Raw genomic sequence first — 26,358 nt, 5'->3', positions numbered from 1 at the left:
GTAATCTCCCGGGGTGAGCGCCGGACTGCAGGTGGACACGGCCGAGGCCTACCGGCCCTCCAGCCTCTTCCGGGAGGTGGTGACCGGGCCGGCGCCGGTGGTCCACCCGGCGACCACCGTGGCTCCGGAGGTCGCTGCCGGCCTGGGGCGCGCGGCATTGGCAAGCCGGGCGTCCACGGCCGCCGGCGTGGCTGGGAACATCGGGGACGCCCGGTCCATCGGCCAGTGGGCCACCGAGGGTCCGGCCACGCCGGTCGGGACCGATCGGTGACCTACGCACCTCACCGTCTGGTCCTGCTTCCCGGCGACGTCCCGGCGGCTGTCACGCGTGCGGAGCCGGTCCGGCTCGAGGTGGCGGAGGGAATCCTGCGCCGGATCAGCGCCGACGGCACGGAGAGCTGGGACGTCACCGGGTGCCGCCTGCGGCCGACCCGGGGCGATTCCCTCGGGGCCACGGCGCCCTTTGCCTTCGTGACGACGTCCGGGGAGATTCGCTGCTGGCTGGATCTGGCCGAGTGGATGCCCGGCGTCCTGTGCAGCGACCCGACGACGCCGCCGGCGGGCCTGGGGCGGTGGACGGAGCGGGTCGCGCAGGCCGTGGCCGAAGCCGCCGGCGTGGCGAGGGAATCCAGGAGCGTGCCCACCGGGGGCGCACGGGTCTACGCCGCGGAGGCGGCCCTCTCGTCCCGCCGCAGCTACGTGCAGCTGGCCGCCGTCCTCGCCGCCGTCGTGCTCACCGGTCTCGGCTGATCCTCCGCAGCGATGTGCTGCTGGCGCTCGGTGGGCTGGCCGCGATCGTTCTCGTCGTGGTCGCCGCCTTCCCGCGGGAGTGGTGGCCTCGGCGATCGCCGAGCGCCCGGTGGCGGGTCGCGCTGGCCGGGCCCACCGGGGTGCGGGCGGGGGAGCTGGCCGGCACTGACGACGCGCTCGTGCACACGACGTCCGACGACGTCCGGCGGTGGATCCCGCTCACCGGGCCGACGGCTGCCGCGGGGGCGGTCGCGGCGCCGGGCCAGGGTGCGGTCGCTCTCCGGATGCCGGGCGCGACCCTGGACGTGACGCCCCGCGATCCGGCGGCGGTGGGGGAGCTCATCGCCCACCTCGAGAACTCCGGAGTGCGCGTGGAGCAGGTGGCCACGGTGCCCCGCCCGCGGGTGGAGGCGATGATCCCCAGCGGGGCGATGGGCGACGCCCGGTGGAGCGCGGGGCTGATGTTCGCCGCGGTGGGCGGTGCCACGGCCGCCACCGTGCTCGGCGCCGGCGCGGAGATCGTCTGGGTCGCACCGCTCGGGCTCGCGACCTTGCTCGCCCTGGGGGCTGGGCTGACCGGCCTGCGAGCCCGTGCGGCGTTGCGGCGGCCATGACGGGCCACACCGAGCAGGGTCGATCGGCGTCCGTGGAGCGGCCGCGGGACTTCACGTTCGCGGTGCCCAACGACTGGGTGCGCATCCGGGTCCTGGACGACGCCGAGCGGGCCGACGACATCGCCCGGATCGCGCGGGCCGTCACCCGCGGCCGCCCGACCGCGACACCCTCATGCCCCAGGTGGCGCAGCTGCTGCAGGAGGCCGCCGCAGCGCGCGCCGACAGCCACACCGTCGAGGTGTACCTGTCGCTGTTCCAGGAGGGGGCGCCGCCGATCGCGTGCGCGCTGGCGGTGGGCGTCGTCGAGCTGGCGGCCGGCCCGGTGCCGCGACTGCGCCACCGGATGACGGCACCGGCGGTGGGCGGGCACCAGGTGGACACCGAGGTGGTGCAGTACCACCACGAGATGCCCGGAGGTGGGTTCGTGCTGCTGAGCTTCTCGACTCCCCAGTTGCAGGTCCTCGAGCCGCTGGTGGCCCTCTTCGACGCCGTCGCCGGCTCCTTCCGGTGGTTGCCGTGACGGCCGCGCGGCGGAACTGGGGGTACACGGTCGACCCGCCCGACGGCGGGTGGATCTGGATCCCCCGTCCGGACGAGTCGGTCGCGGTGTGGGCGGAGCAGGTCTGCGAGGACCTCTACGTCGAGGGCGCGGCCGCGGTGGAGCTGGGGGAGCAGCTCCGGTCCTTCGCGACGGCGCTCCTGCAGCGGGCGCCCGATCTCGGCGCCCTCTGGATCCCCGACCCCGTCTACGGCGTCCTGGCCACGCTGCGCTCCGACCGGTACAAGCTCACGAGCACGCTGGAGGAGATCGCCGAGGCCGAACGCAGCCGGCTCGAGCCCGGACTGGCCGCTCCGGAGGTCGGTCTGATCACGCTGCCCGCCGGCCCGGCCCTGCGGGTCCGGCGGGTGGAGCGTCAGCCCGGTTGGCTCGCCGGCGACCTGCTCGTGGAGACGGTCCGTCACCTCGTGGCCCCACCAGGGGCGCTCGACGTCGACGGCGACCCGACCGGCATCGAGCTGCTCATGAGCTGGACGGTGCTGCACGAGGGCGACGAGTTCGCCGACATGGCCGACCAGGCCGCCGGGCTCCTGCAGATCACCGGCGCCTGAGCCGAGCTCCACCCGGCCGGCGCCCGGGCCTCCCACTCCGCGCACCTGTCCAGCCGGTACGGATCAGTGATCCGTGTCACGATCATGCCGGAGCACCCGATCGGAGACGGAAAAGTCCGGTCGGCGGCGTGACCGCGGCGCGACAACGGCGTTGGTGCTTTCCGACGCACCTCTCCGAGCACGTCAGTCCTTCAGAGACGAGGGAGCAACCGTGGCCGACGACGCCGAGCAGCCGAACATCCTCCAGCGCCTCATCCAGTGGCGCGTGGGTGCCGCCATGGAGCCGCACCCGCCGAACGAGACCGTGATGAAGCTCCAGCAGCCGTTGGTGGACTTCCTGGAGAAGTACTACTTCCGGGCCGAGTTCGAGGGCTGGGACCGGGTTCCCGACCGCACCTGCCTGGTCATCGGCGTGCACTCCGGCGGCGCGTTGACGATGGACGCCTGGTCGCTGGTCAACGCCTGGCAGAAGCACTTCGACGGCAAGCGCACCCTGCACGGCACCGCGCACGACGTGCTCATGGCCTCGCCCGGCCTCGGTGACTACTTCCGCGCGGTCGGGGTCATCGCGGCCAACCGGAAGAGCGTCGGTGCGGCCCTGGAGAAGGGCGAGGACGTCGTCGTCTGGCCCGGTGGTGAGGTCGACGCGATGCGCAGCTGGTGGAAGCGCGACGTCGCGACCCTCGGCGGTCGGACCGGCTTCGTGAAGCAGGCGATCCGCTCCGGCGTGCCGATCCTGCCCGTGGCCACCGTCGGCGGGCACGACACCGTGTTCGTGCTGTCGGAGGGCAAGTGGCTCGCCAACGCCGTGGACAAGGTGACCGGGCTGAAGAAGACGCTGCGCGGGGCCAACCTGCCGATCATCGCCGGCTTCCCCTTCCCGATCGCGGTGGAGATCCTGCCCGCGCACGTGCCGCTGCCGGCCAAGATCCGCACCGAGATCCTCGATCCCATCGAGGTCGACACCGACCCGGAGCGGGCCGAGGACACCGCCTACGTGCAGAAGATCTACGACGAGGTGGAGTCGGTCATCCAGGCCGGCATGGACCGGCTGGCGGCCAAGCGCACCCTCCCGGTGCTCGGCTGAGGGAGGATCCGGCCATGGCGGCGCGCTACGAGTACAAGGTCGAGGAGATCCGCGAAGGCCTCATGGGCGGCAAGATGTCCGGCGGCAAGCTGGAGAAGGTGCTCAACGAGCACGCCCGCCAGGGCTGGCAGCTCAAGGCCATCACGGCCGTCGAGGTGAAGGGCCGCATCGGTCCCGGTGGGGTCGACGGCGTGCTGGTCACCTTCGAGCGTCCGGTCGCGTGACGCGCGAGCACCTGGACGGCGAGCTCGCTGAGTACTCCGACGGACTGCCCGTCGTCCAGGCGTTCGCGCTGTTCGACGCGTTCGCGCCCGTCGCGCTCGAGGAGATGACCGGCCGCTGGCGGGGGAGCGGGCTGCCCACCGGCTCGCCCCTGGACGGGTTGCTGGAGGCCTACGGCTGGTACGGCAAGGAGTTCCTCGACGCCGAGACCGTGCACCCGCTGCTGTTCGCCACCCGGTCGGGTCCGCGGCCGGTCGACCCGGCGCTCGTCCCGGTCGATGTGCTGCGCGACCGCCCGGGTCTGGCGCACGCGCGCGCCGCTCGGCTGGCGTTCCGCGCGGTCCGGCCCCTGCTGACGACGACGAGGCCCCGGGCGCGACTGCGGACGGTCGAGCACCGCGGGGTGCAGACCGCGGCGATGGTCTACGACGCGCTGCCGATCATCGACGTCTTCCGGCGGGTGAGCAGCCGTACGGTGCTGGGTCTGATGGACCTGCGCGGCCTGCCCGACCCGTTCTTCTTCGTGCTGCACCGCGACTGAGCACTCAGAGCAGCTCGGCCAGCAGTCCCCGCACGCGGCGCTCGATCTCGTCGCGGATCGGGCGCACCGCCTCGACGCCCTGCCCGGCGGGGTCCTCGAGCGGCCAGTCGAGGTAGCGCTTCCCGGGGAGGACCGGGCAGGCGTCGCCGCAGCCCATGGTGATCACGACGTCGGAGGACTCCACGGCGCCCTCGGTCAGCACCCTGGGCCGCTGGTCGGAGATGTCGATGCCGACCTCGCTCATGGCCCGGACCGCGGAGGGGTTGACCTGGTCGCCGGGCAGCGAGCCGGCCGAGCGGACCTCGACGGCGTCGCCGGCCAGGTGCCGCAGCCAGCCCGCGGCCATCTGCGAGCGGCCGGCGTTGTGCACGCACACGAACAGCACCGAAGGGGTCATCGGACGGGCTCCTGCGGGACGACGACGTCGCCGGCCACCGCCGGGGCGCCGGGGTACAGCAGGACGACGACCGCCACCGCGGCCAGGCCGCCGACGAGCTGGGCGAGCAGGAACATCGGGACCGATGCGGGCGCGATGCCGGCGAAGGTGTCGGAGAGCATCCGGGCGACGTCGACCGTCGGGTTGGCGAAGCTGGTGGAGGACGACCACCAGTAGGCCGCGGCGATGTAGGCGCCGACGGCGAACGGCGCCACCGGGGCGCGGCCGGCGCGGGCCAGCGCGAAGACCAGCACGACCAGCCCGAACGTCGCGACCGCCTCCGACAGCCACCGGCCGCCACCGGTGCGCTGCGTCGTCGCCAGGGTCACCGCGGGCAGGTCGAACATCAGGTTGGCGACGACGGCGCCGAGCGCGCCACCGAGCAGCTGCGCCGGCAGGTAGGCCGCGACCTGGCGCGTGGTCACCCCGCCGAGGAGTCGGTCGGCCAGGGTGACCACCGGGTTGAAGTGGCCGCCGGAGACCGGCCCGAACGCCAGGATCAGTGCGACCAGGCCCGCGCCGGTGACCAGCGCGTTCTCCAGCAGCTGCAGTCCGGTGTCGTCGGGGGAGAGCCGCTGCGCGGCGATGCCGGAGCCGATCACGACCGTCACCAGCCCGGCCGAGCCGAGGAACTCGGCGAGGGCCTGGCGCGCAGGGCGCGTCAGCCGCAGCGGTGGCGCGCCGGTCACGCGGGCGTCAGCGCTGCGGTGTCGAACAGGGTGGCCACCGAGCGGAGCGCGTCGGGCCTGACCGCGTAGTAGACCCACACCCCGCGCTTCTCCCGGTCGAGCAGACCCGCGGTGTGCAGCACCTTGAGGTGGTGGCTGATCGTGGCCTGGGTGAGGTCGAAGGCGTCGTTCAGGTCGCAGACGCACGCCTCACCGCCCTTCCCGGCAGCGATCAGGCTGACCAGTCGCAGGCGCACGGGGTCGGCCAGCGCCTTGAGCAGCGGAACGATCCGCTCTGCCTGATCGGCGGACATGGCGGTGCCGGTCAGCGGAGTGCAGCAGGACAGGCTCGGGTCGCTCACGGCCGGCTCCGGTTCTCGGGACATCGCCGTCCATCATAACGACGCTGATCGTATTGACAAGCATCTATGTCTGGTGCCACGGTCGAAGGCATCGACGAGTGTCGATGTCTACCGATCGAGAGGTGCTCCCCATGTCCCGCGTACAGCTCGCCCTCCGCGTCGCCGACCTCGAGGCAGCGGTCGGCTTCTACTCCCGGCTCTTCGGCGCCGCCCCGGCCAAGCGGCGCCCCGGATACGCGAACTTCGCCGTCGCCGAGCCGCCGCTGAAGCTGGTCCTCCTCGAGGGCGAGCCCGGGGAGCCGACCCGTCTGGACCACCTCGGGGTGGAGGTGCCCACCACCGAGGAGGTGACCGCCGCGACGACGCGCCTGGCGGAGGCCGGCCTGGCGACGCTCGAGGAGGCGGGCACCACGTGCTGCTACGCCGTCCAGGACAAGGTCTGGGTCACCGGGCCCGGCGCCGAACGGTGGGAGGTCTACACGGTGACGGCCGACGACCGCCCCGAGCTGGAGGGCCGCACGACGGCGGAGCGCGCTCCGGCCTGCTGCTGAGGTCGTCGCTGTGCGTCGAGGGCGCGTTCCCACCGCAGGGGGCGCCCTCGACGCACAGAGCCCGCCCCTCTGGCATGGTTCGGGCCTGATGGAACTGGACGACGTCGCCGACGAGCTCTACGAGGTGCCGCCGGAGGAGTTCGTGGCGCTGCGGACGCAGCGTCGGGACGAGGCGAGGGCCGAGGGCGACAAGGCGCTGGCCAAGGAGATCGGCGCGCTGCCGAAGCCCTCGACACCGGCGTGGGTCTGCAACCTGCTGGTGCGTGCGCACCGGGACGAGATCGAGGGCCTGGTCGAGCTGGGCAACCTGCTGCGCGAGGCGCAGGGCAACCTGGCCGGCGACGAGCTCAAGGCGCTCGACGTGCAGCGGCGGCAGCTGCTCAACGCCCTCAGCCGGCAGGCCCGCGCGGTCGCGCACCAGCGAGGCCATCCGGTCAGCACCGCCGTCGGCACCCAGGTCGAGGAGACGCTCCGGGCCGCGATGGCCGACCCGGAGGCCGGTGAGGCGCTGCTCTCCGGACGGCTGACCTCGCCCATGTCCTACAGCGGGATGGGGGAGCTGACCGGCCGGCCGAAGCTGCGCCTCGTACCGCCGCCCGCCTCGACGCCCGAGCGTGCCCCCGCGACGAAGAATGCGGCCGCCGACGACGGCTCCGCGGAGCGACGACGCCGCGAGCAGGAGGAGCGACGCCGGGCGGCGGAGGAGAAGCGCCGACGTGCCCTGGCCGCGGCCCAGGAGGCGGCCGACCAGGCGACCGCCGCGTCCGAGGAGGCCGAGGCGGCGCTGGACGAGCACCGCCGTGCGGTCGAGGAGCTCGCCGCCCGCAGGGACGAGCTGCAGGCGCGGGTCGAGGAGCTGGCCGACCAGCTGGCGGAGGCCGAACGGGAGGCCGCCGGTGCGGTCACGGCCCTCAAGCGGGAGGAACGCCGCACGGCCTCCGCCGAACGAGCGGTGACCGAGGCGGCGGAGGCGCGCGACCGCGCCCTGGCCCGGGTGGCCGAGCTGTCGGGGCCGGCGGCCGACTGAGACGCGTACCGCGCGCGCGAGGCGGGAGGGGGACGGGTCCTCATCCCATCGTCTTCTGACCGTCGAGGGACTCCCGCAGGATGTCGGCGTGCCCGGCGTGCTGCGCGGTCTCCGAGATCACGTGCAGCAGCACCCGCCGGGCCGAGCGCACGGCGCCGGGAGGGAACCAGGGCGCCTCCGGGAGCGGGTGCGAGACGTCGATGTCGGGCAGCGTGCGGACCAGCTCGTCGGTGCGGGCGGCGACCTCCTCGTACTCCGCGAGCACGCCTGCCAGGGTCTCGCCCGGTAGCAGCCGGAACTCCTCGGCCCACTTCTCGAAGCCCGCGGCATCGGTCGGGGTGGCCATCGCCTCGGTGCTCTCGACGATGAACCGCACCCAGTTGGCCTCCTGGTGGGCGACGTGCTTGATCAACCCGCCGAGGGTCAGCTCGCTGGCGGTGGGCCGCTGCCGGGCCTGCTCGTCGGTGAGCCCGCGGACGGTGAACCGCAGGAAGTGCCGGTGCGCGGCGAGCGACTCCAGGAGGTCCGCCCGCTCTGGGGGGAGCGCCGTCGTGCCGCTGGAGGTGAGGGTGCCGGTCGTCATGGTGCCGCCTTTCGCCGTCGGGTCCCCGTCGTGGCGCGGACGCTAGCCCCGGGGAACGACATGACGGCGGCTCCCGGGCGCGGGGCTGCGGTGGGGGCTGCCGGTCGCTAGCGTTCCGCCATGGGCGAGGGCGGCGGACGCGCGGCCGGCGGGCTCGGGCCCGAGCCCGCCGGCTCGACCGTCGGCGTCGAGGAGGAGTTCCACCTCGTCGACCCGGAGACGTTCGCGCTCACTCCCAGCCCCGGGCTCGCCGCCGCCGCGGTCCGCCGTGAGCTGGGGGAGCGGGTGCACGCCGAGATCACCACGACCCAGCTGGAGACGGCGACGGGTGTCTGCCGGTCGATGGCCGAGCTCCGGGCGGGGCTGGCCGTCACCCGTGCCGAGGCACGCGCCGCAGCCGCCGAGTCCGGCGTCGCGCTGCTGGCCGCCTCGACCCACCCCTCCGCGACGTGGCGCGAGCAGGTGATCACCCCGTTCCCGCGGTACGAGGACATGGTCGGCCGGTGGAAGGGGCTGGCCCTGCAGCAGGACATCTGCGGCTGCCACGTGCACGTGGGCGTCCCCGACCTGGAGACGGCGGTCGCGGTGCTGGACCGGGCCCGGCCGTACCTGCCGGTGCTGCTGGCGATGACCGGGAGCTCGCCCTTCCACGAGGGGGTGGACACCGGCTACGAGAGCTACCGGACCCTGTGGTGGTCGCGCTGGCCGAACACCGGACCGCCGGAGCCGCTGGGCTCGGCGGACGCCTTCCAGGAGCTGGTCGCGGGGCTGGTCGCCTCGGGGGTGGTGGCCGACGCCAGCCATCTCTACTGGGACCTGCGGCCCACCTCCCACCTCCCGACGGTCGAGTTCCGGCTGGCCGACGTCTGCACCGACGTCGAGGACGCCGTCCTGCACGCGACGGTCTGCGCCTCGCTGGTCCGCGTGCTGGCCGACCGGGCCGAGCGCGACGTCGCGCCCGCGTCCGCGCGGCCGGAGCTCCTGCGCGCGGCCCGTTGGCGCGCCGCGCGCGACGGCATCGGCGGGCTGCTGTTCGACCCGGTTTCCGGGAACCTGGTCGAGGCGCGGGAGGCGGTGGAGCGGCTGCTCCGGGAGCTGGCCGACGACCTGGCCGAGCGCGGGGAGGAGGACGAGGTGCGCGACCTGGTCGACCGGCTGTTCGCCCGCGGCACCTCGGCGGCACGGCAGCGCGTGGTCTGGCGGGAGACCGGAGACCTGCGCGCCGTGGCCGCTGCCGTGGTCCGGGAGGGGAGCGGTGCCTGACGGACACCGGGCCGGGCGCCTGTCCGCCCGTCCGGGCGCCCACCCTGCGGGTGCCCCGTGGCCGCCCGGCGTCCACGAGCTGGATCCGGGCGGTGGCGCCGAGGTGCTGCTGGCCGTCCCAGCGGGGGAGCCCGGGCCGAAGCCGCTGCTGGTGTTCTTCCACGGCGCCGGTGGCCGGCCGCGCCAGAGCCTGGAGGGAGTCGGCCGGGTCGCCGCGCAGCGGGGTGTCGCGGTGCTCGCCCCCCGCTCGGGAGCGGCGACCTGGGACCTGATCGCCGGGAGCGTCGGGCGGGACGTCGCGGTCCTCGACGCCGCTCTCGCGCAGGTGGCCGAGCGGCTGCCGGTCAGCGGCTGCGCCATCGGCGGCTTCTCGGACGGCGCGTCGTACGCGCTCTCGCTCGGCGCGGCCAACGGCGACCTGTTCGGGGCGGTGCTGGCCTTCTCGCCCGGGTTCGCGGCCCCACCGGCGAGGGTGGGCCGGCCTCGTGTCCGCATCGTCCACGGGACGGAGGACCGGGTGCTGCCGGTGGAGCCCTGTGGCCGCCGGGTCGCGGCGACCTTCCGGGCCGCGGGGTACGAGGTCGCCTACGAGGAGTTCGCCGGCGGGCACGTCGTGCGCCCCGAGGACGTCGTGGACGCGCTGGAGTGGTGGTCGGGCCCGGCCTGAGCGGACCGGGCCCGACCTCCTACGCCGAGTCGCGCTGGGTGATGTCCTCGTCGGTCGCCGCGAGGTCCTTGGGACCACCGGTCTTGGAGATCTCCCAGCCGGTGCCGAGGTGCTCCAGCGCCAGGCGGCCGTAGACCTGCTGCTGGGTGGCCACCCGCTCGGACCGGCCGCGGCCGAGGAAGCTCACCATCCAGTGCAGGACGGTGGTCAGCCGGCTCTTGAAGCCGACGATGTACATCAGGTGGACGACGAGCCACAGCAGCCAGGCGATGAAGCCCTCGAACTTCAGCTTGCCGATGTCGGCGACGGCGGAGAACCGCGAGATCGTCGCCATCGAGCCCTTGTCGAAGTAGGTGAAGGGCTTCTCCTGCGGTGACTTGCCGGTCACCCGTCGCTTGATCGTCTGCGCGGCGTAGCGGCCCCCCTGGATGGCCACCTGGGCGACACCCGGCAGCTTGTCGAGCGCCATCATGTCGCCGACCACGTGGATCTCGGGGTGGCCGGGCAGGGTGAGGTCCGACTGCACCGAGATGCGGCCCGCACGGTCGACCTCGGCCCCGGTCTGCTCGCCGAGCAGCCGGCCGAGACCGCTGGCCTGCACGCCGGCCGCCCAGATCTTGGTGGCGGCCTGGATGCGGCGCACCTGCCCGTCGCTGTCCTTCACGTCCAGCCCGTCGGCGTCGACGTTGGTCACCATGGCGCCGAGCTGGACCTCGACGCCGATCCGGTTGAGCTGGCGGCGCGCGCGGTCACCGAGCTTTTGCCCGAACGACGGCAGGACGGCGGGGGCGGCGTCGAGGAGGATGATCCGCGCGCTGCCCGGGTTGATCCGGCGGAAGTCGCGCCGCAGCGTGCGGCGGGCCAGCTCGGCGATCTGGCCGGCCATCTCCACGCCGGTGGGGCCGGCGCCGACGACGACGAAGGTCAGCAACCGGTCGATCTCGGCCTGGTCCTCGGCGAGCTCGGCCAGCTCGAACGCACCGAAGATGCGACCGCGCAGCTCCAGGGCGTCGTCGATGCTCTTCATGCCGGGGGCGAACTCGGCGAACTGGTCGTTGCCGAAGTACGACTGGCCGGCGCCGGCGGCGACGATGAGCTCGTCGTAGGGGAACACCGATCGGCGGCCCAGGATCTCGGAGGTGACCGTGCGCGCCGCGACGTCGATGTCGGTGACCTCGCCGAGCACGACGCGGGCGTTCTTCTGCCGGCGCAGGACCTCGCGGGTGGCCGGCGCGATCTCGCCCTCGGAGAGGATGCCGGTGGCCACCTGGTAGAGCAGCGGCTGGAACAGGTGCTGGGCCGTCTTGCCGATCAGCGTGATGTCGACCGGCGCCTTGGCGAGCGCCTTGGTGGCGAAGAGGCCGCCGAACCCGCTGCCGATCACGACGACGCGCGGCCTGCCGCCGGTCGGGTTGCTCCGGACGTCTGCGTGCGCTGGTGATGTCGTCATGATGATTCATCCTCCCACTCGGCCGGTGCGCGATCCGGTGCACCCCGGCGAGATGCAGGTCACAGGGCGTGCCCGCTCGGCTCGCGGGAGCCGCGGCGGGCCGGTAGACCCCTCGGAGTGCCCTCCCCGGTCTCCCTCGTGCTGGTTCCCGGTCTGGGCCTGGATGAACGTTCCGCGCGCGGGTTGGCGGAGAAACTCCCGGTGCGCGTCGTGGTCCTGCCCGGGATGGGTCGTCCGGCGCCGGTCCCGTCCCTCGACGAGCTGGCCGGGTGGCTGCGGGCCGCGCTGCCGTCGGGACCGGTGCTCCTGATCGGTCACTCGCAGAGCTGCCAGGTGGTGGCGGCCGCCGCGGACGATCCGCGGGTGACCGGGGTCGTCCTCTGCGGCCCCACCACCGACCCGCGGATGCGACCACTGCCCGTGCTGGCCTGGCGCTGGCTGCGCACGGCGCTGGCCGAGCCGTGGTGGCAGGTGCCGCTGGTCCTGCGGCAGTGGTGGCACACCGGCCCCCGGGCCATGACGGCGCTGTGGCGCGCCGCCTCGCCCGAGCGGATCGACCTGCGGCTGGCGACCGTGCGGGTACCCGTCGTCGTCGTGCGCGGCAGCCGGGACGCGCTGTGCCCCGCCGACTGGGCCCGGCAGGTCGCGGGGGCGGCGCCGCGCGGGGAGCTCGTCGAGCTACCCGGCGCGGCGCACATGACCCCGCAGACGCACCCCGCCGCGATCGCCCACGTCGTCGGCTCTCTCGGATGAGCCGGCCGATCGACCGTCGAGCCGTGGCGCGGCTCTGCTACTGGCCGTCGGTGCGGCCACGCACCTCCGCGTAGCGCTCCCGGACGTGCGCCGCGGCCGGCGCGTCGAACTCCTGCAGTCCCGGCTGCGCCCATTCCGGCGCGGCGTCGGCACCGGAGAGCACCCACGCGGCCTGGCGGGCCGCACCGTCGGCGACGTACTCGCCGGGCGGGGGCACCAGCACGGGCCGGCCGAAGATGCCCGGCGCGAGCTGCTGGACGGCGGGGGAGCGGGCCGCGCCACCGATGAGCAGCACCCGCTCCACGGCGACGCCCTGCGCGACGACGGCCTCGATGCCGTCGGCGAGCCCGCACAGCAGCCCCTCGACGGCCGCTCGCGCCCAGTGCGCCGGCGTCGAGCTGCGCAGCGTCAGGCCGTGCACCGAGCCGGTGGCGTGGGGCAGGTTCGGCGTCCGCTCGCCCTCCAGGTAGGGCACCAGGACGAGGCCGTCGGCGCCGGACGGCGCCGAGAGCGCGAGGTCCGACAGCGTGGCGTGGTCGACCCCGAGGAGGGTCGCTGCGGCGTCGAGCACGCGCGCGGCGTTCATGGTCGCCACCAGCGGCAGGTGGTTGCCGGTGGCGTCGGCGAACCCGGCGACGGTGCCGGTCACGTCGGCGACGGCGGTCGGCGTCACGGCGGAGACGACGCCGGAGGTGCCGATCGAGACGACGACGTCGCCGGGCCGCGCGGCCAGTCCGAGCGCCGCGGCCGCGTTGTCGCCCGTGCCCGGGCCCAGCACCGCGCGCCCGCCGGCCAGGGTGCCGACCTGCTCGGCGGGCCCGGCCACCCGAGGGACAGCGGGGCGCCGGCCGCGCATCGCCCGCTCCAGCAGATCGAGGCGGTACTCACCGGTGCGCGCCGACCAGTAGGCGGTGCCGCTGGCGTCGCCGCGGTCGGTCACCAGGCTGCCGAGCCCGCGGTCGGCCGAGAGCCGCCACGTCAGCCAGTCGTGAGGGAGGCAGACAACGGCGGTGCGGTCGGCGTTGTCCGGCTCGGCGTCGGCCAGCCAGCGCAGCTTCGTAGCGGTGAACGAGGCGACCGGGACCAGCCCCACGGCGTCGGCCCACGCGCGCCGGCCCGCCGCCTCGTCGCCGTCGCCCAGCTCGCGGGTCAGCTCGGCGGCAGCCGGTGCGGAGCGGACGTCGTTCCACAGCAGGGCGTCGCGGACGACCTCCCCGGCCGCGTCGAGGCAGACCATGCCGTGCTGCTGACCGCCGACGGCGAGCGCGTCGACGTCGGCGAGCCCGCCGGCCTGCTCGGCCGCGGCCCGGAACGCCTCCTCCCAGGCCTGGGGGGCGACCTCGGTGCCGGCGGGGTGCGAGGCGCGGCCGGAGCGGACCAGCTCCCCGGTTGCGGCGTCGCGCACCACGACCTTGCACGCCTGCGTCGAGGTGTCGACGCCTGCGACGAGGCTCATCGGACGGGACCGGCGGCGGCCCGGAGGGCGCGCGGCGAGGACGAGGGGGTCATGGGTCCGGGACCTTAGGCGGCCCGCGCCCGCCCCGCGAGGGCGACTCGTCTTGACCGGGTGCGGGGGTGCCCCTAATTTGTTTGCGCAACCGACAAATATTCGCCGGGGTGGAGGAGGTGGGCATGGCCGAGGAGCCGCCGCAGTACGACGCGACCTCCGAGCGGCGCGCGCCCGCCGACCAGGCGACCGTCCGCCGCGCCAACCTCGGGCTGGTGCTGCGCCACCTGCGCGACCACGGTCCGCGCTCGCGCGCCCGCATCGCCCAGGAGACCGGCCTGAACAAGGCCACCGTGTCGAGCCTCGTCGCCGAGCTCGCCGAGCGGCGCCTGGTCACCACCGGCGAGGTGGACCGAGCCGGGTCGGTCGGCCGCCCCGGCCTGATCGTGCACCTGGACGGTCGCTGCGTGTGCGGCATCGGTGTCGAGCTCAACGTCGACTACGTCGCCGTCCTGGTCCTCGACCTGCGTGGCGAGGTGCTGTACGAGCACCGGCTGGCGCTGGACATCCCCTCGCTCAGCGCCGAGGAGACCCTCGACGCGGTCGCCGGCTCGGTCAGCGAGGCGGTCGCGGCGGCCGCCGGGGCGGGAGCGCGGCCGGCGGGACTGACCGTGGCGGTGGCCGGACTGGTCCGCAGCGTCGACGGCGTCGTCACCCTGGCCCCCAACATCGGCTGGCGCGACGTCGCGGTGCTCGACGGCCTGCGCGCGCGGCTCGACGTCGACTTCCCGATCCGCGTGGAGAACGACGCCAACCTGTCGGCGATCGCCGAGTGGGCGATGGGCGCCGAGGCGCGCACGCCCGACATGGTCTACCTGACCGGTGAGGTCGGTGTCGGTGGCGGCGTGATCGTCGCCGGGCGGCTGCTCCGCGGGGCGGGCGGGCTCTCCGGCGAGGTGGGGCACACGTCGCTGGGCGACCCCGACGTCGTCTGCGGCTGCGGCCGGAAGGGGTGCTGGGAGACCGTCGTCGGACTGGCCGCGCTGCTGCGCGCCGCCGCCGACCCCGGTGACCCGGTGCGCGACCCGGGCCGCGACCTGGAGACCCGGCTGGCCGAGGTGGGCCGCCGGGCCCGGGCCGGTGACGAGCGCACCCTGGCCGCGCTGCGGCAGGTCGGCACGTCGCTCGGCACCGGGGCCGCCGTGCTGATCAACCTGTTCAACCCGCGGGTGGTGCTCCTCGGCGGGTACTTCGCCGTCCTCGCCGAGTACCTGATGGAGCCGCTCCTGGCGGAGCTGGAGTCGCGGGTGCTCGGTCCGGGCATGGCCGGCGCCCGGGTGGTGCTCTCCACCCTCGGCTTCACCGCCGCGGTCCGCGGCGGTGCGCACGTCGCCCTCGAGTCGGTCTTCGACGACCCGACGCTGGTCTCCGAGCCGGAGCTCGCGCCGGTGGCCGCCCGATGACGGCGCCGGACCGCCCCCGGCTGCGGGTCGGCATGGTGGGCCACGCGTTCATGGGTGCCGCCCACTCGCACGCCTGGCGCACGGCCCCGCGCTTCTTCGACCTGCCGATGGAGCCGGAGCTCGCCGTCGTCGCCGGCCGCCACGCCGCTCGCGTCGCCGACGCCGCGGGCCGGCTGGGCTGGGCGGACACCGAGACCGACTGGCGGCGGGTGGTCGAGCGCGACGACGTCGACCTGGTCGACATCTGCACGCCGGGCGACACGCACGCCGAGATCGCGATCGCCGCGCTCGAGGCCGGCAAGCACGTGCTCTGCGAGAAGCCGCTGGCCAACACGGTGGCCGAGGCCGAGGCGATGGCGGAGGCCGCCGAGCGTGCGGCTGCACGCGGCGTGTTCGCGATGGTCGGCTACTCCTACCGGCGGGTCCCGGCGGTCGCCCTCGCCCGCCGTCTGGTCGCCCAGGGGCGGGTCGGCAGCGTCCGGCACGTGCGGGTGCAGTACCTGCAGGACTGGCTGACCGACCCCGCGACGCCGATGAGCTGGCGGCTGCGCCGCGAGCAGGCCGGTTCCGGGGCGCTCGGCGACATCGGCGCGCACGCCGTCGATCTCGCGCAGTTCGTCACGGGGGAGCGGCTCACCGGCGTCAGCGCGCTGACCGAGACGTTCGTGGGGGAGCGCCCGCTGCCCGGGGGCGGCACCGACCGGGTGACCGTCGACGACGCGGTGGCCTTCCTCGGCCGGCTCGACGGCGGGGCGCTGGCCACCTTCGAGGCGACCCGCTTCGCCGCCGGCCGGCGCAACGCCATCCGCCTGGAGGTCAACGGTTCCGCGGGCAGCCTGGCCTTCGACTTCGAGGACATGAACGTCCTGCAGTTCTTCGACGGCACCGAGCCGCCGGAGACGGCGGGCTTCCGCCGGGTGCTGGTCACCGACCCGGCCCACCCGTACACCGGCGCCTGGTGGCCCCCCGGCCACGGGCTCGGCTACGACCACACGTTCGTCCACCAGGTCGCCGACCTGGTGTCCGCGCTCGCCGCAGGCGAGCAGCCGGCACCGTCCTTCGCCGACGGGCTCGCGATCCAGCGGGTCCTCGACGCGGTGGAACGCAGTGCCGGTCACCGATCGATCTGGACGGAGATCCCCGCATGACCGACCGCTACACGCCCACCAAGGACGACAAGTTCAGCTTCGGTCTCTGGACCGTGGGCTGGCAGGGCGTCGACGTCTTCGGTGGCGCCGTGCGCCCGCCGCTGGACCCGGTCGAGACCGTGCACCGGCTCGCCGAGCTCGGTGCCGCCGCCGTGACCTTCCACGACGACGACCTGGTGCCCGACGACGCCACCCGCGAGAAGACCCTCGAGCGGTTCAAGCAGGCGCTGTCGGAGACCGGCGTCGGCGTCGAGATGGCCACGACCAACCTGTTCGGCGCCCCGGTCTTCAAGGACGGCGGGTTCACCGCCAACGACCGCGCCGTCCGCCGGTACGCCGTCGCCAAGGTGCTGCGCAACATCGACCTGGCCGCCGAGCTGGGCGCGAAGACCTACGTCCTCTGGGGCGGCCGCGAGGGCGCGGAGTCCGGTGGCAGCAAGGACGTCGCCGCTGCGCTGGACCGGTACAAGGAGGGTCTCGACGTCCTCTGCGCCTACGTGCGCGAGAAGGGCTACGACATCCGGTTCGCCCTGGAGCCCAAGCCCAACGAGCCCCGCGGCGACATCCTGCTGCCGACGATCGGCCACGCCATCGCCTTCATCAACGAGCTCGAGGAGCCCACGCGCGTGGGTCTGAACCCCGAGGTCGGGCACGAGGAGATGGCCGGGCTGAACTTCGCCCAGGGCATCGCCCAGGCGCTGTGGCACGACAAGCTCTTCCACGTCGACCTCAACGGCCAGCACGGCCCGCGCTTCGACCAGGACCTGCGCTTCGGCGCCGGTAACCTGCGCGGCGCGTTCTGGACCGTCGACACCCTGCTGGGTGCCGGCTCCGGCAAGGCCTACGACGGCTACCTGCACTTCGACTACAAGCCGCCGCGGACCGAGGACATCGACGGTGTCTGGGAGACCGCCCGTGCGTGCATGCGCAACTACCTGATCCTCAAGGAGAAGGCGCAGGCGTTCCGCGCCGACCCGGAGGTGGCCGAGGCGCTGCAGGCCGCGCGCGTCGCCGAGCTCGCCGTCCCGACGCTCGGAGAGGGCGAGTCCCTCGACGCCCTGCGCAACGAGGCCCACGACCCGGAGACCCTGGGCGCCCGGGGCCTGCAGTTCGAGCGGCTGGACCAGCTGGCGATGGAGCACCTGCTCGGCGTCCGCTGAGCATGCCGTGACCGGGGCCGGGGGGCGCTGCTCCCCGGCCTCCGTCATGTCCGGGACCGGAACTCAGGCCACCTGGACGGTGACCTCCATGCCCATCGCCCGGTGGTTGCCGATGGAGCAGTACAGGACGTACTCGCCCGGCTCGAGCGTCGCGGTCACCGTGGTGGACTGCCCGGGCCGGATGCCGTCGGACGCCGCGACGTCCTTGCCGTCGCGTTCCACGACCAGGTCGTGGGTGGCGCCGCCCTCGTTGGTCAGCGTGAACGCGTAGGTCCCCGGGCGGAAGCCGTCCTCGTCGAGCCGGAAGGCGAAGTCGACCGCCGTCACCGCGACCTGCTCGGCCTCCGACGCGTCGGCCGCGGAGGAGGACGCCGCGGCGGACGACGGGCTCGCCGTGGAGACGGACGCCTCGTCGGCCCCGGTGCCCGGGTCCCCACCGCAGGCGGTGAGCACCGTCAGCAGCAGTGCGGCTCCGGCCAGTGCCCGGAGTGGGGTGCGGACCGCCATGGCGTGCTCCTCGCGTCTCGGCGGCCCGGGGGCGGACCGCCTGCGGCCGAGATCGTCCAACTCTCAAGCAGAGGACGGAAGAGGTACCGGCCCGGTCAGACGGGGAGCCGGGCGGCGATCTCGGCGGCGTCGTCGGCTCCGACCAGCAGGGTGTCGTACCGCTGGCCGGCCAGCCGGAGGCGCAGCGCCGGCTGGTTGCGCCGGACCGACACGTAGGTCTTCTCGCCGCGCCGACGCCAGGTGCCGATGGCCCGGAGCCCCGGGACGCCGAGGCCGGGGGCCCGGACGCCGCGGAGTGCGGAGAGCCCGGAGGGCACCGCCTCGGCGGAGGTGACCGCCGAGAGCGGGACCTCGATGTCGCGCAGCAGCCCGAACACCTTCTCGGGGCCCGTCAGGGAGACCCGCAGGGCTCCGGGACCGGTCTCGATCGTCGCCATGCCCCGACGTTCTCACACCGGTGGCGGGGGAGAGCTCAGCCGAGCCTGCGCGCCGCCTTCGCCGCCTTCTTGTTCGCCTTGGCCAGCACCGTGGCCGCCTTGCGCACCCGGCGCGGCTCCCGGTCCACGGTGCCGCGGACCAGCAGCCCGATGCCGATACCCAGCAGCCAGCTGTCCTTGGCGATGGCCAGCCCCTGCTCGGTGGGCGCCAGGCTGCCTTCCTTCCGCATGCCCGGCGTCTTCAGGTAGAGACCCAGCAGCCCGCCGGAGAAGGCGGTGAGGGCGGCGCCTGCGACGGCGGTCGGCACGAACGGGGTCAGCAGCGCGGCGCCGACGACGATCTCGGCGGTGGCCAGGCCCTTCGCGAACTGCTGCGGCGGCACGTTCGCCAGGAACGGGTAGGTGCCGGCGGCGAAGCCCTGCATGCCGGCCGCCGCCTGCTCGTCGGCACCGCGCTTGCCGAGGCCGCTGTTGAGGATGAAGGCGCCGGCGGAGAGCCGGGGCGCGATCTCGGACAGGGTGATGGGCAGTCCCACGGGGACACCTCTCTCGTCGACGGGGCTGGTGGAGTGCTCAACCAGTGCCCCCGGGCCGACGCCCCCAACCCTGCCGCCGTCGTGATGATGATCAGGTCACCTGATCACCAGGGGTCCTCCCTCACGGTCGACCGCGAGGGAGGACCCCTCATGGTGAGGGAGGACGGTCAGCGGCCGCGGCGGGAGCGCGCGCTGAACGAGGCGGCCGAGGAGGTCCCGGCGCGCGCGGCGAGCTCGGCGCGGGTGCGCGCCGGTCCCGACGCGCGGCCCGACCCCCCGGACTTCGCGCCCCCACCGGCACCGCCGCGGCCCCCGGACGCCGAGCCGCCGGAGGCACCGCCGCGACCGGAACCGCCACCGCTGCGACGGCGACCACCGCCGCCACTGCCCTGGGGCTGCTCGACGACGGGGGCCGGCTCCACGTACGGCGCGGCCGGACCGGTGAGCGCCTCGATCTCCGGGGAACCCGGACGCACGATCGCGACCTTCGGGGTGATGCCGGCCTGGCGGGCCAGCGTGCGGACCTCGGACGCCTGGTCCGGGGTGGAGACGGTGACGACCGCGCCCTCGGCGCCGGCGCGGGCGGTACGGCCCGAGCGGTGCAGGTAGGCCTTGTGCTCGGCCGGCGGGTCGACGTGCACGACGAGCGTGACCTCGTCGACGTGGATGCCGCGGGCGGCGATGTCGGTCGCGCACAGCACCCGGCTGGCGCCGCTGCTGAACGCCTCGAGGTTGCGCTCGCGGGCGTTCTGGCTGAGGTTGCCGTGCAGGTCGACGGCGGGGATGCCGGCCGCGGTGAGCTGCTTGGCCAGCTTCTTGGCCTGGTGCTTGGTGCGGGTGAACAGCACGCTGCGGCCGAGCCCGGAGGCCAGCTGCCGCACGACCTCGGCCTTGTCGCCGTTGCCCACCTGGAACACGTGGTGGGTCATGGTGGACACCGGCGCGACGGCCGGGTCGACCGAGTGGGTGACCGGCTCGGTCAGGTAGCGCTTGACCAGCACGTCGACGCCGTTGTCCAGCGTGGCCGAGAAGAGCAGCCGCTGGCCGGTCTTCGGCGTCTTGTCCATGATCCGCTTCACGCCGGGCAGGAAGCCGAGGTCGGCCATGTGGTCGGCCTCGTCGAGGATGGTGATCTCGACGGCGGAGAGGTCGCAGTGACCCTGGCTGATCAGGTCCTCGAGGCGGCCGGGGCAGGCGATGACGACGTCCACGCCGTGGGCGAGCGCCTGCACCTGCGGGTTCTGGCCGACGCCGCCGAAGATCGTCGTCGCGTTCATGCCGAGGGCCCGCGCGAGCGGGTCGACGACGGCGAACACCTGGTTGGCCAGCTCGCGGGTCGGCACCAGCACCAGCGCGCGGGGACGGCGGGCCTGGCGACGGCTGTCGGAGGCGGCGAGCCGGGCGACCAGCGGGATGGAGAAGGCGAGGGTCTTGCCCGACCCGGTGCGGCCGCGGCCGAGCACGTCACGACCGCCGAGGCTGTCGGGCAGCGTCGCGACCTGGATGGGGAACGGCGCGGTGATGCCGCTGGCGCTGAGCACCTCGACCATGGGCGCGGGGACCCCGAGCGCGGCGAACGTGGTGTCGGTGGGGAGCACGGTGGCGTCGGCCCCGACGGGGACGACGGGCGGCGCCGGGACGGCGGACACCGGAGCCTGGGGGGTGGTCTGCTCGCTTGCGGGGCGGGGGCCGTTGCCCCGGCCGCGACCGCCGCGGCGGCGACGGGGCCGCCCGTCGGAGGCGGGGGTGGACGGTGTGGCGTTCTGCGAAGTCATCGGTTCCTCGACACTCGAGTGGCCGCACGAGATCTCGGCGCGGGCGAGCGCGGGCGCTCCTGCGCACGGGCAGGGAGGGCTCACATCGTCGGCGAGACGTCGGTCAGCCTGGCGCGCCAAGGTGGCGCAGCCTGGGCCCGACGTCGATTCCTGCCGCTCCGGATGAGCGAGGGCGGCGCCGGTAGGACCCACTCAACCAGACGGCGGCCGTGTCCGGTCCGATTGCGGGGGAGTGACAGGTCACATCGGGTGAGGCGCGATCGCTGCGGATTGCGGCAGCCCGGCGGCTGTCCGGTGCAGCAGCGGTCGACCATGCTCGGACCGTGACGACGACCGCCGCGCCGCCGACCCACCGGATCCACCCTGCGTGGTGGGTCGCCGCCGTGACCTTCTTGGCGCTGGTCGGAGCGGCCGCCTTCCGCGCGGTGCCCGGCGTCCTGATCGACCCGCTGCGGGACGAGTTCGGCTGGTCGGTCTCGACCATCTCGGCGGCCGTCGCCGTGAACATGGCGCTCTACGGGCTGACCGCCCCGTTCGCGGCCGCGCTGATGGAGCGCTTCGGCGTTCGGCGGGTGGTCGTCGCCGCGCTGCTGCTCACCGCCCTCGGCAGCGGGCTGACCGTCTTCATGACGGCGAGCTGGCAGCTGGTGGCGCTCTGGGGGTTCGCGGTCGGCCTGGGCACCGGGTCGATGGCCCTGTCTCTGGTCGCCACCGTGACCGGGCGCTGGTTCGTGGCCCGGCGGGGGCTGGTCTCCGGCATCCTCACCGCCGGCGGAGCGACCGGGCAGCTCGTCTTCCTGCCGCTCGTGGCGTGGGCGGACCAGCACTGGGGGTGGCGGTCGGCGTCGCTCGGCACCACCGCCGCGGCGCTCGCCGTCGTCCCGCTGGTGGCCTGGCTGCTGCGCGACCGGCCCCGCGACCTGGGCGTCACCCCGTACGGAGGCACGGCGGCCGACGACGTCCAGCCGGTGCGCGCCGGGGCCGGGCGGACCGCCGTCCGCGGGCTGGCCGAGGCGGTGCGCCGTCGTCCGTTCTGGCTGCTGGCCGGGGGCTTCTTCATCTGCGGGCTGTCGACCAACGGGCTGGTGCAGCCGCACTTCATCCCCGCGGCGCACGACCACGGCATGCCGGTGACCACCGCCGCCGGGCTGCTCGCCGTCGTCGGGATCTTCGACATCGCCGGCACCGTGTTCTCCGGCTGGCTCACCGACCGGGTCGACCCGCGGCTGCTGCTGCTCGCCTACTACGGGCTGCGCGGCTTCTCGCTGTTCCTGCTGCCGCCGCTGTTCGGGCCGGACCTGCAGGCCAGCATGATCGCGTTCATCGTCTTCTACGGCCTGGACTGGGTGGCCACGGTGCCGCCGACCCTGGCGCTGTGCCGGGAGCACTTCGGGGCGCGGGCGCCGGTGGTCTTCGGCTGGGTGTTCGCCGCGCACCAGCTGGGGTCTGCGTTCGCCGCGTACGGCGGTGGCGTGATCCGCGACGTCACCGGCTCCTACGACCTGGCCTGGTACCTCGCCGCCGGGCTGTGCATGGCGGCGGCGGCCATGTCGATCTCCATCCGCCGGAACCGCACGACCCCGACGGCGACGACGCTGCCGACCGACCGGGTGACCGCCGCCGCCGACCAGGCCCACGGCTGAGGGACGGCGCTCGAGGCGCTGTCGGCGGACCCGGGCGGCGGGTCCGATGAGTTCACCGCCGCCCGGCCGTCTCCCCTGCAGGTCACGCACCACGAGCGGGAGGATCCCCATGCTGACGCAGATCGCCGACGACGTGCTCGTCCACCGGAGCGAGCTGCTCCGGAACAACACGGTCGTCGTGCTGGGTGGGGACGGCGCGCTGCTCGTCGACGCCGGGATCACCGGCGACGAGATGGCCTGCCTCGCGCACGACCTGTCGGAGATGGGCCGAACCGTCGTGGCCGGCTTCTCGACCCATCCCGACTGGGACCACGTGCTCTGGGCCCACGCACTCGGCGACGCAGCCCGCTACGGCACCGCCCGCTGCGCTGCCGTCATGCGCGAGTTCCTGTCGCAGGCGGACTGGAGGACCCGGGCCGAGGAGGAGCTTCCGCCGGAGATGGCCGGCGCCGTTCCCCTGGACCTGTTCGGACGCCTCACCGGTCTGCCCGCGGGAACGACGCGGATCCCGTGGAACGGCCCGTTGGTGCGGATCGTCGAGCATCCGGCGCACGCCCCCGGTCACGCGGCGCTGGTGATCGAGGACAGCGGCGTCCTCGTGGCCGGCGACATGCTCTCCGACGTCTTCGTCCCCATGCTCGACCTCCACAGGGGCGACAACGACCCCGTGGCGGACTACCTCCTGGGGTTGGAGCGGCTGGCGGCAGTGGCCGACGCCGTCGACGTCGTCGTCCCGGGGCACGGGGCCGTCGGGTGGGCGGGTGACGTCCGTGACCGCATCGCGCTGAACCGCGCGTACGTCGAAGCCCTGCGGAACGGCGGTGCCTCCGACGACCCGCGGATCGGTGCGTCGGCCGAGCCCGGGTGGGAGTGGGTCAGCGACATCCACGCCGGTCAGCTCGCGCGCTTCGCCTGACCCCGCCCCCCGGCACCGGGTGCACAGTGCCGAGGGGGCGGGGTCAGCGGGCGGCGGCCAGCTGCGCCGCGGAGGCGCGCCCGAGGATCAGGTCGGCGGCCCGCTCGGCGATCATGATCGTCGGGGCGTTGGTGTTGCCGCGGACGAGCGTCGGCATCACCGAGGCGTCGACGACCCGCAGGCCCTCGATGCCGCGCACCCGCAGCTGGGAGTCGACCACCGCCTGCTCGTCGGTGCCCATCCGGCAGGAGCTCACCGGGTGGTACAGCGACTCGAGGGTGTCGCGGACCTTCTCGCGCAGTGCCCCACGGCCGCTCGCGCTGCTGCCCGGGGACCACTCGTCGGCGAGGATGCCGGACAGCGGGGCGGCGGAGGCGATCTGCCGCGCCTGCTCCACGCCCGAGATCAGCGCGTCGAGGTCGCGGTCGTCGGTGAGGTAGCCGGCGTCGATCGCGGGTGCCCAGGTGGGGTCGGCCGAGCGGAGCCGCACCGAGCCACGCGAGTGCACGTGCACCAGCACCACCGCGGAGGTGAACGCCTCGGCGTCGGGGTCGATCTCGGCCTGCTTCCAGAACTTGACCGGCAGGAAGTGCATCTGCAGGTCCGGCTCCGCCAGCGACGGGTCCGACGTGGTGAACAGGCCGGCCTCGGCGAGGTTGGAGGTGAGCGGCCCGCGGCCGGCTGCCTTCCACATCGCCATGTTGAGCGGCGTCTCGGCCAGCCGCAGGGACTTGCCGGAGCGGACGTTCCAGATCACCGGGACCAGCGGGTGGTCCTGCAGACCGCCGCCGACGCCGGGGAGGTCCTGGACGACGTCGACGCCGACCTCGCGCAGGTGGTCGGCGGGGCCGATGCCCGAGAGCATGAGCAGCTGCGGGGAGTTCACCGCGCCCCCGGAGAGGACGACCTCGCGCGTGGCCCGCACGGTGTGCAGCGAGCCCCCGGCGCGGTACTCGACCCCGGTCGCGCGCCCGTTCTCGACGAGGACGCGGGTGGTCAGCGCCCCGGTCTTCACCGTCAGGTTGGGCCGCCCGGCGGCCGGGTGCAGGTAGGCGTCGGCGGCCGACCACCGGCGGCCGCGTCGCTGCGTCACCTGGTACTGGCCGACACCCTCCTGCGTGGCGCCGTTGAAGTCGGTGTTGCGCGGGTAACCGGCGGCCACCGCCGACTCGACGACCGCCGTCGTCCACGGGTGCGGGCTGCGCAGGTCCTCGACCCGCAGCGGGCCGCCGACGCCGTGGTACTCGTCGGCGCCGCGTGCGTTGTCCTCCATGCGCTTGAACAGGGGGAGGACCTGGTCGTAGGACCAGGACGGGTCCCCGGTCAGCTCGGCCCACTCGTCGTAGTCGGCGCGGGCGCCGCGGATGTAGATCATCGCGTTGATCGACGAGGACCCGCCCAGCAGCTTGCCGCGCGGCCAGAAGAGCTTGCGGCCGCCCAGGCCGGGCTGCTCGTCGGTGGTGTAGTTCCAGTCGTGCCGGGTTCGCCACACCTTGTAGAGAGCCGCCGGGATCTGCACCTCGAGCGGCCTGTCCGCGCCGCCGGCCTCGAGCACGAGCACCCGCAGCGACGGGTCCTCGGTGAGCCGCCCGGCGACCGCGCTGCCGGCCGAACCGGCACCGACGACGACGACGTCGTACTCCTCCACGGAACCCTGCTTCGCCGAGTTCTGCGCGCCGCTCACCGGTGCCGCCCGTGGACCATGCCCATGACGCGGGCGAGCGCGTCGGCGGCCGAGGCGGGCCGGGCGAAGCTCATGAGGTTGACCGGCAGCGCGTACTTCTGCCGCGTGATGGCCTTGGCGCGGGTGAACTCCTTGAGCCCGTCCTCGCCGTGGATGCGGCCGAAGCCGGAGTCGCCGACGCCGCCGAAGGGCAGGGCGGGCACCGAGGCGAAGGTCAGCACCGAGTTCACCGACGTCATGCCGCTCTTCATCCGGCGGGCGAGGTCCATGCCCTTGGCCCGGGACTTCGAGAACACCGATCCGGCCAGGCCGTAGGTCGTCGCGTTGGTCCGCGCGAGGGCGTCCTCCGCGTCGCGCACCTTGGTGATGGTGATCGTCGGGCCGAACGTCTCCTCGGTCACCGCGGAGGAGTCCTCGGGGACGTCGAGCAGCACGGTGGGGGCCACGTAGCCCTCGGCCGGGAAGGCGTCGGGGTCGGTGCCGCCGGTGATGACCTGCGCGCCGGCGGCGGTGGCGTCGGCGACGTGCCGCTTCACGATGTCGATCTGCGAAGGCATGGTCATCGGGCCGTAGGTGGCCTCGCCGTCGGCACCCGGGCGCAGGTTGCGCACCTGGTTGGTGACCTCGGCGACGAACCGGTCGTACACGGCCTCGGTGGCGTAGACCCGCTCGATGCCGATGCAGGTCTGCCCACCGTTGCTCATGGCTCCCCAGACGGCGGCGTCGGCGGCGGCGACCACGTCGGCGTCGTCGTCGACGATCATCGCGTCCTTGCCGCCGAGCTCCATGAGCACGGGGGTGAGGGTCTCGGCGCAGGTGGCCATGACCTTCTTGCCGGTGGCGGCCGAGCCGGTGAAGGCGATCTTGCCCACGTGCGCGCGGCACAGGGCAGCGCCGGTCTCGCCGTAGCCGGTGACCAGCTGGAACGCGTCGGCGCAGTCGGGCACGGCGGCCCGCCAGGCGGCGGCCAGCCATGCCCCGACGGCCGGGGTGTACTCCGACGGCTTGAAGACGACGGCGTTGCCCGCGGCGAGGGCGTAGGCGATCGAGCCCATCGGCGTGAACACCGGGTAGTTCCACGGGCCGATGACGCCGACGACGCCGAGCGGCTGGTACTCCAGGTACGCGGTGTGGTTCGCCGCGAGCAGGCCGGTGGGCACCGTGCGGGGACCGAGGGTCTTGCGGGCGTGCCCGGCGGCCCACGCGAGGTGGTCGACGGCCAGCGTGATCTCGAGGATCGCGTCGGCGTGCGGCTTGCCGTTCTCCCGGTGCACCAGGTCGGCCAGCTCGTGCATCCGCCGCGCGAGGTAGCCGCGGTAGGCCGAGAGGCGCTGCTTGCGCCCGTCGAAGCCCAGCGCCGCCCACTGCTCGGCGGCCGTGCGGGCCCGCGCCACGGTCTCCTCGACCGCGGCCGCGTCGTGGATCGGGAACACGCCGACCACCGCGCCGCTGGCGGGGGAGGTCGACTCGAAGGTCTCGGTGGTGCGGTGGCGGTCGACGGTCCCTGCGGTCCCGGCGTCGACGGCGTCCAACTGCTCGGCGAGCGACATGGCTGCAC

The 26,358-nt window shown here is 74.3% G+C and carries 30 protein-coding genes; 18 read left to right on the top strand and 12 right to left on the bottom strand.

Going from position 1 to position 26,358, the window contains the following annotated elements; genetic code table 11:
• Positions 1-13 precede the first annotated feature (13 nt).
• The 8 genes from DQ237_RS03765 (at position 14) to DQ237_RS03730 (ending at position 4,324) form a co-directional block, all read left to right on the top strand.
• On the top strand, positions 14-271 hold the full coding sequence (locus DQ237_RS03765; protein ID WP_113797177.1) for a hypothetical protein: 258 nt from the start codon (positions 14-16) through the stop codon (positions 269-271).
• Positions 268-750: a hypothetical protein gene (locus DQ237_RS03760; RefSeq protein WP_113797175.1), complete on the top strand. Its 483-nt coding sequence runs from the start codon at positions 268-270 to the stop codon at positions 748-750. The genes DQ237_RS03765 and DQ237_RS03760 overlap by 4 nt, the downstream gene beginning before the upstream one ends.
• Before the next feature lie 14 nt (positions 751-764).
• Positions 765-1,364 carry a hypothetical protein gene (locus DQ237_RS03755; RefSeq protein WP_113797174.1) on the top strand — a complete coding sequence of 200 codons (600 nt, stop codon included), beginning with the start codon at positions 765-767 and terminating at the stop codon, positions 1,362-1,364.
• Positions 1,365-1,545: 181 nt separating this feature from the next.
• Positions 1,546-1,884 (top strand): hypothetical protein, encoded by a 339-nt coding sequence (locus DQ237_RS03750; RefSeq protein ID WP_147251733.1) that lies wholly within the window; start codon positions 1,546-1,548, stop codon positions 1,882-1,884.
• Positions 1,881-2,474: a hypothetical protein gene (locus tag DQ237_RS03745; RefSeq protein WP_113797170.1), complete on the top strand. Its 594-nt coding sequence runs from the start codon at positions 1,881-1,883 to the stop codon at positions 2,472-2,474. The genes DQ237_RS03750 and DQ237_RS03745 overlap by 4 nt, the downstream gene beginning before the upstream one ends.
• 211 nt (positions 2,475-2,685) lie before the next feature.
• Positions 2,686-3,561, top strand: a complete 876-nt coding sequence (locus tag DQ237_RS03740) for a lysophospholipid acyltransferase family protein (RefSeq protein WP_205730048.1) — start codon at positions 2,686-2,688, stop codon at positions 3,559-3,561.
• 14 nt (positions 3,562-3,575) lie between these two features.
• Entirely contained in the window at positions 3,576-3,785 is a 210-nt protein-coding gene (locus DQ237_RS03735) for a DUF4177 domain-containing protein (RefSeq protein WP_113797167.1), read from the top strand.
• Positions 3,782-4,324: a DUF4334 domain-containing protein gene (locus tag DQ237_RS03730; protein WP_240619370.1), complete on the top strand. Its 543-nt coding sequence runs from the start codon at positions 3,782-3,784 to the stop codon at positions 4,322-4,324. Before DQ237_RS03735 ends, DQ237_RS03730 begins: the two co-directional genes overlap by 4 nt.
• A 4-nt stretch (positions 4,325-4,328) precedes the next feature.
• Here DQ237_RS03730 and DQ237_RS03725 read toward each other — a convergent pair whose 3' ends face one another.
• From DQ237_RS03725 to DQ237_RS03715, 3 genes are read right to left on the bottom strand one after another with little or no spacing between them, the layout of a single operon-like run.
• Complete coding sequence (locus tag DQ237_RS03725) at positions 4,329-4,721, bottom strand: arsenate reductase ArsC (RefSeq protein WP_113797165.1); 393 nt, start codon at positions 4,719-4,721, stop codon at positions 4,329-4,331.
• The gene (locus DQ237_RS03720; RefSeq protein ID WP_113797163.1) at positions 4,718-5,449 is read right to left on the bottom strand and encodes an MIP/aquaporin family protein; all 732 of its coding nucleotides are present in this window, start codon (positions 5,447-5,449) and stop codon (positions 4,718-4,720) included. Before DQ237_RS03720 ends, DQ237_RS03725 begins: the two co-directional genes overlap by 4 nt.
• Positions 5,446-5,790, bottom strand: coding sequence for a metalloregulator ArsR/SmtB family transcription factor (locus DQ237_RS03715; protein WP_240619369.1), 345 nt, complete (start codon positions 5,788-5,790; stop codon positions 5,446-5,448). Before DQ237_RS03715 ends, DQ237_RS03720 begins: the two co-directional genes overlap by 4 nt.
• Positions 5,791-5,921: 131 nt before the next feature.
• On the opposite strand from DQ237_RS03715, the gene DQ237_RS03710 reads away from it, so the two are divergent.
• Both DQ237_RS03710 and DQ237_RS03705 read left to right on the top strand, forming a co-directional pair.
• Entirely contained in the window at positions 5,922-6,341 is a 420-nt protein-coding gene (locus tag DQ237_RS03710; RefSeq protein ID WP_113797159.1) for an ArsI/CadI family heavy metal resistance metalloenzyme, read from the top strand.
• Between the two features lie 88 nt (positions 6,342-6,429).
• Entirely contained in the window at positions 6,430-7,368 is a 939-nt protein-coding gene (locus DQ237_RS03705; RefSeq protein ID WP_113797157.1) for a hypothetical protein, read from the top strand.
• 40 nt (positions 7,369-7,408) lie between these two features.
• Here the strand turns inward: DQ237_RS03705 and DQ237_RS03700 are convergent, their stop codons facing one another.
• A complete protein-coding gene (locus DQ237_RS03700) occupies positions 7,409-7,951 on the bottom strand; it encodes a DinB family protein (RefSeq protein ID WP_113797155.1) in 543 nt (180 codons plus the stop codon).
• Between the two features lie 120 nt (positions 7,952-8,071).
• On the opposite strand from DQ237_RS03700, the gene DQ237_RS03695 reads away from it, so the two are divergent.
• On the top strand, positions 8,072-9,214 hold the full coding sequence (locus tag DQ237_RS03695; RefSeq protein WP_113797153.1) for a glutamate--cysteine ligase: 1,143 nt from the start codon (positions 8,072-8,074) through the stop codon (positions 9,212-9,214).
• Positions 9,207-9,881, top strand: coding sequence for an alpha/beta hydrolase (locus tag DQ237_RS03690; protein ID WP_113797151.1), 675 nt, complete (start codon positions 9,207-9,209; stop codon positions 9,879-9,881). The genes DQ237_RS03695 and DQ237_RS03690 overlap by 8 nt, the downstream gene beginning before the upstream one ends.
• Positions 9,882-9,900: 19 nt before the next feature.
• Here DQ237_RS03690 and DQ237_RS03685 read toward each other — a convergent pair whose 3' ends face one another.
• The gene (locus DQ237_RS03685) at positions 9,901-11,331 is read right to left on the bottom strand and encodes an NAD(P)/FAD-dependent oxidoreductase (RefSeq protein ID WP_113797149.1); all 1,431 of its coding nucleotides are present in this window, start codon (positions 11,329-11,331) and stop codon (positions 9,901-9,903) included.
• A 117-nt stretch (positions 11,332-11,448) separates the two neighbouring features.
• On the opposite strand from DQ237_RS03685, the gene DQ237_RS03680 reads away from it, so the two are divergent.
• Positions 11,449-12,084, top strand: a complete 636-nt coding sequence (locus tag DQ237_RS03680; RefSeq protein ID WP_113797147.1) for an alpha/beta fold hydrolase — start codon at positions 11,449-11,451, stop codon at positions 12,082-12,084.
• Between the two features lie 37 nt (positions 12,085-12,121).
• Here the strand turns inward: DQ237_RS03680 and DQ237_RS03675 are convergent, their stop codons facing one another.
• Positions 12,122-13,540, bottom strand: a complete 1,419-nt coding sequence (locus tag DQ237_RS03675) for a xylulokinase (protein ID WP_113797145.1) — start codon at positions 13,538-13,540, stop codon at positions 12,122-12,124.
• A gap of 176 nt (positions 13,541-13,716) precedes the next feature.
• Between DQ237_RS03675 and DQ237_RS03670 the strand changes: the two genes are divergently transcribed.
• From DQ237_RS03670 to xylA, 3 genes are read left to right on the top strand one after another with little or no spacing between them, the layout of a single operon-like run.
• Positions 13,717-14,994 (top strand): ROK family transcriptional regulator, encoded by a 1,278-nt coding sequence (locus DQ237_RS03670; RefSeq protein ID WP_113797143.1) that lies wholly within the window; start codon positions 13,717-13,719, stop codon positions 14,992-14,994.
• Positions 14,991-16,142 (top strand): Gfo/Idh/MocA family protein, encoded by a 1,152-nt coding sequence (locus tag DQ237_RS03665; RefSeq protein ID WP_113797141.1) that lies wholly within the window; start codon positions 14,991-14,993, stop codon positions 16,140-16,142. Before DQ237_RS03670 ends, DQ237_RS03665 begins: the two co-directional genes overlap by 4 nt.
• The gene (xylA, locus tag DQ237_RS03660) at positions 16,139-17,302 is read left to right on the top strand and encodes a xylose isomerase (RefSeq protein WP_113797139.1); all 1,164 of its coding nucleotides are present in this window, start codon (positions 16,139-16,141) and stop codon (positions 17,300-17,302) included. The genes DQ237_RS03665 and xylA overlap by 4 nt, the downstream gene beginning before the upstream one ends.
• A gap of 63 nt (positions 17,303-17,365) precedes the next feature.
• Here the strand turns inward: xylA and DQ237_RS03655 are convergent, their stop codons facing one another.
• The 4 genes from DQ237_RS03655 to DQ237_RS03640 form a co-directional block, all read right to left on the bottom strand.
• Positions 17,366-17,809 (bottom strand): plastocyanin/azurin family copper-binding protein, encoded by a 444-nt coding sequence (locus tag DQ237_RS03655; RefSeq protein ID WP_113797137.1) that lies wholly within the window; start codon positions 17,807-17,809, stop codon positions 17,366-17,368.
• 95 nt (positions 17,810-17,904) lie between these two features.
• A complete protein-coding gene (locus DQ237_RS03650; protein ID WP_113797135.1) occupies positions 17,905-18,246 on the bottom strand; it encodes a hypothetical protein in 342 nt (113 codons plus the stop codon).
• Positions 18,247-18,281: 35 nt separating this feature from the next.
• Positions 18,282-18,782, bottom strand: coding sequence for a hypothetical protein (locus DQ237_RS03645; RefSeq protein WP_113797133.1), 501 nt, complete (start codon positions 18,780-18,782; stop codon positions 18,282-18,284).
• A gap of 167 nt (positions 18,783-18,949) precedes the next feature.
• Positions 18,950-20,557, bottom strand: coding sequence for a DEAD/DEAH box helicase (locus DQ237_RS03640; protein ID WP_113797131.1), 1,608 nt, complete (start codon positions 20,555-20,557; stop codon positions 18,950-18,952).
• A gap of 323 nt (positions 20,558-20,880) precedes the next feature.
• Here DQ237_RS03640 and DQ237_RS03635 point away from each other — a divergent pair, with 323 nt between their 5' ends.
• Complete coding sequence (locus DQ237_RS03635) at positions 20,881-22,200, top strand: MFS transporter (RefSeq protein WP_113797129.1); 1,320 nt, start codon at positions 20,881-20,883, stop codon at positions 22,198-22,200.
• A gap of 109 nt (positions 22,201-22,309) precedes the next feature.
• Complete coding sequence (locus DQ237_RS03630) at positions 22,310-23,116, top strand: MBL fold metallo-hydrolase (RefSeq protein ID WP_113797127.1); 807 nt, start codon at positions 22,310-22,312, stop codon at positions 23,114-23,116.
• A 43-nt stretch (positions 23,117-23,159) separates the two neighbouring features.
• Here the strand turns inward: DQ237_RS03630 and DQ237_RS03625 are convergent, their stop codons facing one another.
• A complete protein-coding gene (locus tag DQ237_RS03625) occupies positions 23,160-24,800 on the bottom strand; it encodes a GMC family oxidoreductase (RefSeq protein ID WP_113797125.1) in 1,641 nt (546 codons plus the stop codon).
• Positions 24,797-26,350 (bottom strand): aldehyde dehydrogenase family protein, encoded by a 1,554-nt coding sequence (locus DQ237_RS03620; protein ID WP_113797124.1) that lies wholly within the window; start codon positions 26,348-26,350, stop codon positions 24,797-24,799. Before DQ237_RS03620 ends, DQ237_RS03625 begins: the two co-directional genes overlap by 4 nt.
• Positions 26,351-26,358 lie beyond the last annotated feature (8 nt).

The organism is Blastococcus sp. TF02-8, from assembly GCF_003319175.1.
Taxonomy (GTDB): Bacteria; Actinomycetota; Actinomycetes; order Mycobacteriales; family Geodermatophilaceae; genus Blastococcus.
Note: the sequence above shows the minus strand (reverse complement) of the source record. Positions and strands in the feature narration are given on the sequence as shown.

Bases quoted from the DNA above. Each gene is read 5' to 3' on its own strand.
- DQ237_RS03735 (WP_113797167.1), top strand. From the start codon at position 3,576: ATGGCGGCGCGCTACGAGTACAAGGTCGAGGAGATCCGCGAAGGCCTC.
- DQ237_RS03725 (WP_113797165.1), bottom strand. From the start codon at position 4,721: ATGACCCCTTCGGTGCTGTTCGTGTGCGTGCACAACGCCGGCCGCTCG.
- DQ237_RS03710 (WP_113797159.1), top strand. From the start codon at position 5,922: ATGTCCCGCGTACAGCTCGCCCTCCGCGTCGCCGACCTCGAGGCAGCG.
- DQ237_RS03705 (WP_113797157.1), top strand. From the start codon at position 6,430: ATGGAACTGGACGACGTCGCCGACGAGCTCTACGAGGTGCCGCCGGAG.
- DQ237_RS03700 (WP_113797155.1), bottom strand. From the start codon at position 7,951: ATGACGACCGGCACCCTCACCTCCAGCGGCACGACGGCGCTCCCCCCA.
- DQ237_RS03695 (WP_113797153.1), top strand. From the start codon at position 8,072: ATGGGCGAGGGCGGCGGACGCGCGGCCGGCGGGCTCGGGCCCGAGCCC.
- DQ237_RS03685 (WP_113797149.1), bottom strand. From the start codon at position 11,331: ATGACGACATCACCAGCGCACGCAGACGTCCGGAGCAACCCGACCGGC.
- DQ237_RS03675 (WP_113797145.1), bottom strand. From the start codon at position 13,540: ATGAGCCTCGTCGCAGGCGTCGACACCTCGACGCAGGCGTGCAAGGTC.
- DQ237_RS03670 (WP_113797143.1), top strand. From the start codon at position 13,717: ATGGCCGAGGAGCCGCCGCAGTACGACGCGACCTCCGAGCGGCGCGCG.
- DQ237_RS03665 (WP_113797141.1), top strand. From the start codon at position 14,991: ATGACGGCGCCGGACCGCCCCCGGCTGCGGGTCGGCATGGTGGGCCAC.
- xylA (WP_113797139.1), top strand. From the start codon at position 16,139: ATGACCGACCGCTACACGCCCACCAAGGACGACAAGTTCAGCTTCGGT.
- DQ237_RS03655 (WP_113797137.1), bottom strand. From the start codon at position 17,809: ATGGCGGTCCGCACCCCACTCCGGGCACTGGCCGGAGCCGCACTGCTG.
- DQ237_RS03650 (WP_113797135.1), bottom strand. From the start codon at position 18,246: ATGGCGACGATCGAGACCGGTCCCGGAGCCCTGCGGGTCTCCCTGACG.
- DQ237_RS03640 (WP_113797131.1), bottom strand. From the start codon at position 20,557: ATGACTTCGCAGAACGCCACACCGTCCACCCCCGCCTCCGACGGGCGG.
- DQ237_RS03630 (WP_113797127.1), top strand. From the start codon at position 22,310: ATGCTGACGCAGATCGCCGACGACGTGCTCGTCCACCGGAGCGAGCTG.
- DQ237_RS03620 (WP_113797124.1), bottom strand. From the start codon at position 26,350: ATGTCGCTCGCCGAGCAGTTGGACGCCGTCGACGCCGGGACCGCAGGG.